Source organism: Halomonas sp. B23F22_20 (genome assembly GCF_043496985.1).
In the GTDB taxonomy this organism is placed as follows: Bacteria; Pseudomonadota; Gammaproteobacteria; order Pseudomonadales; family Halomonadaceae; genus Halomonas.
On the sequence record NZ_JBIEKH010000153.1, the window covers coordinates 1 to 514 of the forward strand.

1 protein-coding gene and 1 pseudogene are annotated in these 514 nt (G+C 52.3%); one reads left to right on the forward strand and one right to left on the reverse strand.

The window, feature by feature from the left end; genetic code table 11:
- Positions 1-394: pseudogene (locus tag ACGTN6_RS21070) on the forward strand (hypothetical protein); the annotation flags it as partial.
- Positions 395-417: 23 nt separating this feature from the next.
- Here the strand turns inward: ACGTN6_RS21070 and ACGTN6_RS21075 are convergent.
- Positions 418-513: an integrase core domain-containing protein gene (locus ACGTN6_RS21075; RefSeq protein WP_394591451.1), complete on the reverse strand. Its 96-nt coding sequence runs from the start codon at positions 511-513 to the stop codon at positions 418-420.
- Position 514: the final 1 nt, after the last annotated feature.

Consider the following 514-nt stretch of genomic DNA (forward strand, 5'->3'; position numbering starts at 1 on the left):
TGCCTGGATCTCGGCCCGGATCTTCGGTGTGGTGGTCGCCTGTTTATGTAGCTTGATGTCCATATCCTTGCTCCCGGATGAACTGTTGAAGAAGCTCCTTGGCGGCCAGCAAAGGATAACTTCTATGACTCATCTGATCATCCGGGACCCTACAGCTAGATTAATAGAGCTGAGGCCGGTGGGCTCTAGAGAGAAGCTGTTTCCTCAAGTGTGCAGTTTCGAGGGCTTTAAATATCCGAAAGCCTCTCTCATAAGCGCTTGCTCCAGTTTGTTTTTTTGTGATCCAGTTCTGTTTTCACGAGTTTGGGATGGCATCTCTCAGTCGCTGATGCCAGGGGGTGTATTTTGCGGCCATTTTATGGGGCCGGACGATTCATGGGCAAAGCTGGTGTAATGACCCCCTAGTTTCTGCTCACCCTACGCGGCTAATGCTGGGTGTGCTCGGGGAGCCACATAGCCCAGAGACTGATGTGGCCGTACGTCGTTGTAGTAGCGGATCCATCGGCTGATCACC